General features: G+C 62.1%; 5 protein-coding genes. 2 read left to right on the forward strand and 3 right to left on the reverse strand.

The window, feature by feature from the left end; genetic code table 11:
- Positions 1-24: 24 nt before the first annotated feature.
- Positions 25-639 carry a tRNA 5-(aminomethyl)-2-thiouridylate-methyltransferase MnmM gene (mnmM, locus tag BGE01nite_RS28435; RefSeq protein WP_146856288.1) on the reverse strand — a complete coding sequence of 205 codons (615 nt, stop codon included), beginning with the start codon at positions 637-639 and terminating at the stop codon, positions 25-27.
- 129 nt (positions 640-768) lie between these two features.
- Positions 769-2,196, reverse strand: coding sequence for a DUF1501 domain-containing protein (locus BGE01nite_RS28440; RefSeq protein ID WP_146856290.1), 1,428 nt, complete (start codon positions 2,194-2,196; stop codon positions 769-771).
- A gap of 91 nt (positions 2,197-2,287) precedes the next feature.
- On the opposite strand from BGE01nite_RS28440, the gene BGE01nite_RS28445 reads away from it, so the two are divergent.
- Together BGE01nite_RS28445 and BGE01nite_RS28450 are read left to right on the forward strand one after the other, a co-directional pair.
- Positions 2,288-2,734 (forward strand): hypothetical protein, encoded by a 447-nt coding sequence (locus BGE01nite_RS28445; RefSeq protein ID WP_146856292.1) that lies wholly within the window; start codon positions 2,288-2,290, stop codon positions 2,732-2,734.
- Positions 2,735-2,997: 263 nt separating this feature from the next.
- On the forward strand, positions 2,998-4,731 hold the full coding sequence (locus BGE01nite_RS28450; protein ID WP_146856294.1) for an NADH-quinone oxidoreductase subunit G: 1,734 nt from the start codon (positions 2,998-3,000) through the stop codon (positions 4,729-4,731).
- Positions 4,732-4,892: 161 nt separating this feature from the next.
- Here BGE01nite_RS28450 and BGE01nite_RS28455 read toward each other — a convergent pair whose 3' ends face one another.
- Positions 4,893-6,464 (reverse strand): serine hydrolase domain-containing protein, encoded by a 1,572-nt coding sequence (locus tag BGE01nite_RS28455; protein ID WP_146856296.1) that lies wholly within the window; start codon positions 6,462-6,464, stop codon positions 4,893-4,895.
- Positions 6,465-6,624: the final 160 nt, after the last annotated feature.

A 6,624-nucleotide genomic window follows, 5' to 3' on the forward strand; every position in this document is an offset into this window, starting at 1 on the left:
TCCGCGACTTCGACGCGACACTTCTTATCCGCGTTTCCAAACTACCCAGCATTCGGGTGGGCTGGCGCTGCGGTTGATGGGGCGGATGAGCTGGGCTTCGAACTGGCGTGGATGTAATGCGCCAGCCCATTCGGTGATGGCTTGCTGCTCCTGGGTGCCGCCATCGTGACCGGGATAGACGGCGATGGTGAGAAGGCCGCTTGGGGCGAGAAGCTCCAAGGCTGTGGTGATGGCCTGCAGAGTCGTGGCGGTATGCGTGATGATGCTTTTGTCCGAACCGGGCAGGTAGCCGAGGTTGAACATGATGGCGTTCAGCTTTCCGTGCCACTCGGCGGGCACGTGATCGCGCATGGTCTCATGGCCGGAGTGGATGACTGAACTGTTGGTTACGCCAGCTTCGGCGAGACGACGACGGCTTTCCAGGACGGCGGGTTCCTGCACGTCAAAGGCCCACACGTGGCCTTCGGGGCCGACGAGTTGCGCGAGGAACAAGGTGTCGTGTCCATTGCCTGCGGTGGCATCGATCACGGCATGGCCGGGACGCAGGCGGTCCTCCATGAGCAGGTGCGCCCAACGCACGGCGGAGGGCAGGCCGCCGTTGCTGCTGGCGAGTTTGGGGGCGGGGGGCTGGTCGGACATGAGGCTCCTGACCTATCCATGTTCGGCGGACATGGAAGGATTTTCGACCGTAGTCCGCGAGTCCTTTCTCGGTGGTGTGGAGATGTTGGGAACGAATCCGTTGAGCCGCGAGGGGACTCGCGGACTACGTCACGCTAGAATCTCTTTCGCCACGGTGCCGCAGACGTCGGTGAGGCGGAAATCGCGGCCGGCGTAGCGGTAGGTGAGCTTTTCGTGATCGAGGCCGAGCAGATGCATGACAGTCGCGTGCCAGTCGTGGATGTGCATTTTATTCTCCACGGCTTCATAACCGTAGTCGTCGGTCTTGCCGTAGTTCATGCCGCCTTTCACGCCGCCACCGGCCATCCACATGGTGAAACCCTTGTTGTTATGGTCGCGGCCATCGTCACCCTGGCTGTGCGGGGTGCGGCCGAATTCGCCGCCCCAGATGACGAGGGTGTCCTTCAGCAAGCCACGCGCTTTGAGATCGGCGAGAAGACCGGCCACAGGTTTGTCGATGGCGTTGGTGTTGCGCTCGAGCGTGGCCTTGAGATTGAAATGCTGGTCCCAATTTCCGTGGGTGATCTCGACGAAGCGCACGCCGGCTTCCACGAGCTTGCGGGCCATGAGGCACTGCTTGCCAAAGGTGGCTGTCTCTGCGTCGTCGATGCCGTAGAGATCCTTGGTGGCGGCGGATTCCTTGGAGAGGTCGAGCACTTTGGGCACCTCGGCCTGCATGCGGAAAGCGAGCTCATAGGACTCGATCACACCTTCTACTTCGGCACTCACGCCGCCGTCCTGGGCCATGCGAGACTTGTTCAGCGCCTGCACGAGGTCGAGCTGCGTACGCTGGGCCTCGGTGGGGTAGCGGCTGTTCTTGATGTTGGCGATGGTGGCCTGGTCCACATTCCCGAAGCGGCGGGCGGCAAAGGCTCCGGCCCCTGGAAGTGTGGCGCCGCCGACTTTCGTGCCCTGGTAGATGGCGGGGAGGAAGGCGCTGCCGTAGCTGCGGGTGGCATTGCCGGGAGGATTGACGGTGATGAAGCCAGGCAGGTTTTCATTGCCCGTACCGAGGCCGTAAAGGACCCATGAACCGAGGGATGGCCGAACAAACTGTGTGGTGCCGGTGTGGAGCGCCGTGAAGGCCTGCGGATGGGCAGGCAGGTCTGTGGCCATGGAGTTCAGCACGCAGAGGTCGTCGGCGTGTTTGGCCAGGTTTGGCAGGAGCTCGGAGATCCAGAGGCCGCTTTTGCCATGCTGGCTGAACTCCCAGGGGGACTTCATGAGCTTGGCCTGACCGTAGCGCCCGGCGATGGACGGCGCGCTCTTGCCGGAGTCGGCCATGAGCTTCGGCTTGTAGTCCAGCAGGTCCACGTGGGAGGGGGCGCCCTGCATGCAGAGGAAGATCACCCGCTTGGCCCGGCTGGCAAAATGCGGGTTCTTCGGGGCCAGGGGGCTGGCGGCAGCCGTGGAGGCGCGGAGGGCCTGCTGCTGGGCGAGGGCGGCAAAGGCCAGGTAGCCAAAGCCGTTGCTCGTGGTTTTCAGGAAGTCGCGGCGGTTGAAGGGCAGGGGTGTCATGGCGGCGGCGGGTTCAGTCCGTGCAACCTGCGGGACAGAAGAAAGTTGCGGCACCCGCCTTCCTCGCTAGGCAAACCATCCCCTAACCGCGATGACACAAGCCTTCGAAATCCTCGGCAAATTTGACCACGAAAGTGACTGCCAAAAGCTGCTCTATGCCCCGCTGGCGCAGAAGCTGACCTTCCGTGAGAGCAATGTGTATCGCGTGGACTATGAGGGTGACTCCGCTGCGGTGGAGGCCTTTGTCCGCCAGGTGCTGCTGGACCCGATCAGCCAGGACGTGCGTGATGCCACCACCCCTGCCTTTGATAAGGCGGCCTTCGTGCTGGACTACGGCATGAAGGGCGGCGCGCTGGACCTGGAGAAGGAGACCATCCTGGGTTATTTCCGCTCCCTTTCGAACCCTGGCTTCACGATCACGAAACTGACTCTGCGCAAGCGCATCTACGTTTTCGGGGCGGATGCCTCGGAAACGCCTTTCGTCCGGGACATCTGCAATCCGGCGATCCACACCTGGGAAGTGAAGCGGGCGGCGTAATAGGAGTTGGCGGAGTTGGGGGTGCATGGGGCGCGCTTTCAGCGCTTGGCGCGGTGCTTCGCAGGTACCTAGGGCTTGCGCCCTAGGCTGGTATGGGGCGCGCCGTCGGCGCTCCAGAAATCAGACCGGGCAGTGCGAAAAGCTGCCGTGGTAGTCTTGCGCGCTATGGAGCTTGGAGCGAGCTTGTGAAATTTTTCACAAAATCGGGTTGCCGCTGCCTTTCCGGCTCCGATACTCCGCGCAGACCCCTGATTTCCCCCCCAATGCCTGCCCCTGAAGCTGCTCCTGCCCCTGCCGCCCCGCCCCCGGCTGATCTGGTCAATGTCCAGATCGATGGCGTGTGGCTCAAGTTCCCGAAGGGCACCCGCATGATCGAGGCCTGCAAGCAGGCGAAAAAAGAGGTGCCGCACTACTGCTACCACCCGAAGCTCTCCAGCCCCGGCAACTGCCGCATGTGCCTCGTCGAGATGGGCATGCCGCCGCGTCCGGCCCCGGGCCAGGAGCCTGAGAAGGATGAGCATGGCATGCCAAAGATCGGCTGGATGCCGCGTCCGGTGATCGCCTGTGCGAACACGGTGGCGGAAGGCATGGGCATCCGCACGGAGAGCACGCTGACCCAGGAAGTGCGCAAGGGCGTGATGGAGTTCCTGCTCATCAACCATCCGCTCGACTGTCCCATCTGCGACCAGGCCGGTGAGTGCCGCCTGCAGGAGTTCAGCGTGGAGCACGGCAAGGGCGAGAGCCGTTTCCGCGAAGAGAAGGTCAAGAAGCCGAAGAATGTCGATATCGGCCCGCGTGTGCGTCTGGACGATGAGCGCTGCATCATGTGCAGCCGCTGCATCCGCTTCACGGCGGAGATCGCGGACGCGCCTGTGCTGGGCTTCACCGAGCGTGGCAGCTACACCACGCTGGCCGTGCATCCGGGCAAGCGCCTGGAGCACAACTACTCTCTCAACACCGTGGACATCTGCCCGGTGGGTGCGCTGACCTCGAACGATTTCCGCTTCCAGCAGCGCGTGTGGTTCCTGACCGAGACGAACAGCATCTGCCAGGGCTGCGGCCGTGGCTGCAACATGGAGACCCACGCGCGTGGCGACACCATCTACCGTCAGACTCCGCGCGAGAACAACGACGTGAACTCCAACTGGATGTGTGATCGCGGCCGTCTGGACTTCCACTTTGTGAACAGCGAGTTCCGTTTGACGGATCCGATGGTGAAGAACCAGGGCAAGCACGAGGTCACCTCCTGGAAAAAGGCCATTCAAGCGGTGGCCAATGCCGCCGTCGGTGTGAAGGGCGAGGAGATCGCCATCATCGCCAGCGCGCGGATGACGAATGAGGAGCTCTTCTTCGTGAAGCAGCTCGCCAAGATCCTCGGCACGGAGAATGTGGATGTCATTCCGCGCCTCGGTGAAGGTGACAACTATCTCAGCGCTGCGGACAAGAACCCGAACAGCAACGGCGCGAAGCTCATCCTCGGCAGCGAGCCAGGATCGAAGCTCGCCGGCATCACCGAACTGATGAGCCGCGGCCGTCTGCGCGTGGTGCTCGCTCTGGGTGAGAATCTTTTGAAGTGTGGTTTCGAGCGCCGTGACCTGGAGAAAATTCCTTCTCTCGTCACCCTGCACATTCTGGCGAATGCCAGTGCGGAGCTGAGCCAGATCGTGCTTCCCGGCAATGCCTACGCCGAGAAGCGCGGCAGCATGATCAACGTCACCGGCCGCCTGCAGCGCATGGACCGCGCGGTGAATGCTCCGGGCAATGCCCGTGACACGTGGGAGATCCTGCGTGACCTCGTGGTGGCCTGCGGCGGTTCGAACGGACTGCACAGCATTGAAGATGTCTTCAGCCGTCTCGCTGCCGAGGTTCCTGCTTTCCAGGGCCTGAGCTTCGCGAAGATCGGTGACCTCGGTGTGCCGGTCCTTGAGACTGACGAGAAGATCCCGCTGCTGGAGCGAGAGAAGGAGCGCAAGGCAAAGGGGATTATTGTTGGTTAGGTCTTGGAGATCCAGTCACGTTGTCGCGATGGCGAAGGAGAGTGGCCCGCACAGTCCTCTGTGCGGAACGAGCGTCCACTGAGCTCCAGACCGCACAGGGGACTGTGTGGACCACTCCACTGATTCAGAATCGATCAAACCGCCGCGAGGGGACTCGCGGACTACTTCACGATCTTACCCTTCAGTGGTGCGCGGGCATCTTTCGCGGTGGGATTCATGGCAGTGATGCTGTTGAGGAAGGTGAGGGTGACGTTGTCGCCTTCGAAGTGGCAGGTGAGGTTGTCGCTGTGAGGGGTCTCGTAGTAGCGCCAGGTGAGGAGGAGGGTGTTCTCATCCGTCCAGGTGGCGTGGGCGGCGATCTTGCTTTTTACGAGGCCTTTGGGCTTGCCGCCGGAGATGAGGCGAGGTGGCGTGCCGGGCATGGTGGCTTCACTGAGCTGCCAGGCATTCTGCAGGGCGCAGGAGATGGTGTGGGATCCTTCCGCGGTCTCGGCAGTGAAGGTGCAGTGGACCTTGGCAAAGTCGAAGCTGGCTTTGGTGAAGCCTAATTCGTTAGGCTCCAGGGTGATGGTTTTGCCGATCAGGCAATCGGCGAGAGGTGAGATGGATTTGCCGGAAGGTGGCAGGAGTTTGAGTGAAGAGAGTCGGTGATGGAGATCTGCGGAGTCGCCACCTTTAGCACCGATGGCAGGCAGCAGGTGCTTCCAGACGAGGTCGAGCTGGCCCTGCATGTTTTTGTTCTCGCTGGTCATGACGATGACGGCATCCTGCTCGGGGAGGACGATGGTGAACTGGCCGAAGGCGCCATCGCCACGGAAGGCGGCGCCCTGGCAGCGCCAGAACTGGTAGCCGTAACCTTGCAACCAATCGTTGTTAGACTTTGGGCGGTCGGGTTTGTCGCCGCCGGGCTGCTGGATGTGGAAACGGGTGGCTTCATCGACCCAGGCAGCGGGGATGATCTGTTTGTCGTTCCATTTGCCTTTCTGCAGCAGGAGCTGGCCGAACTTGGCGAGGCCTTCGGTCTGGATGCTGAGGCCCCAGCCGCCGGTGTTGATGCCGAGGGGACAGCTCTCCCAGCGCATGCCGCTGATGCCGAGAGGCTCAAAGAGGCGCGGCGTAAGGTAGTCTAGAATAGTCTGGCCGGTGACTTTCTGCACGATGGCGCTGCACATGTAGGTGGCGGCGCTGTTGTACATGAACTGGGTGCCGGGTTTGTGAGCGATGGTCTGGGCGAGGAAGGTGCGCACCCAGTTCTCGGACTTCACGCAGACCTGTGTGGGCTCTTTCTCATTGCCGGTGGACATGGTGAGCAGGTCCTGCACACGCATGGCGGCGAGGTTTTCACTGATCTTCTCGGGCAGATCATTCGGGAAGAAGGAGATGACCTTGTCCTCGACGCTGAGCTTGCCTTCCGCGACGGCGAAACCGACGGCGGTGGAGGTGAAGCTCTTGCTCATGGAGTACATGGTGTGCACAAGGTCAGGGCCGTAGGGATCCCACCAGCCTTCGGCGATGACCTGGCCATGACGCAGCATCATGAAGCTGTGCAGCTCGAACTTTTCACGCGCGATGGCATCGAGGAAATCGAGGATGCCGGAGGCGGAGACGCCTTGGGATTCCGGGGTGCTGCGGGCGAGCTTGGTGGCGGTTCCGAGCGCGTGGGTGGAGGGCAGCCAGAGGGAGAAGGAGACGAGGCTGGCGTGCTTGAGGAAGCTGCGGCGGGTGTTGGGCATGGGGTGAGGCTACACAAGATGGCCGTGACATCCAAGACAGCTTTTAACCGCTCATTTGACGCTAATGTCCCAGAGCCATTCGCATGCGCAGCAGGCCGTCCCGATGAGGGAAGACCTTGTATGCGAACGATAGCGGTGTCGCCGAGGCACGGTGGCCCGT

The organism is Prosthecobacter gellanilyticus (assembly GCF_007992435.1).
Classification (GTDB): domain Bacteria; phylum Verrucomicrobiota; class Verrucomicrobiia; order Verrucomicrobiales; family Verrucomicrobiaceae; genus Prosthecobacter; species Prosthecobacter gellanilyticus.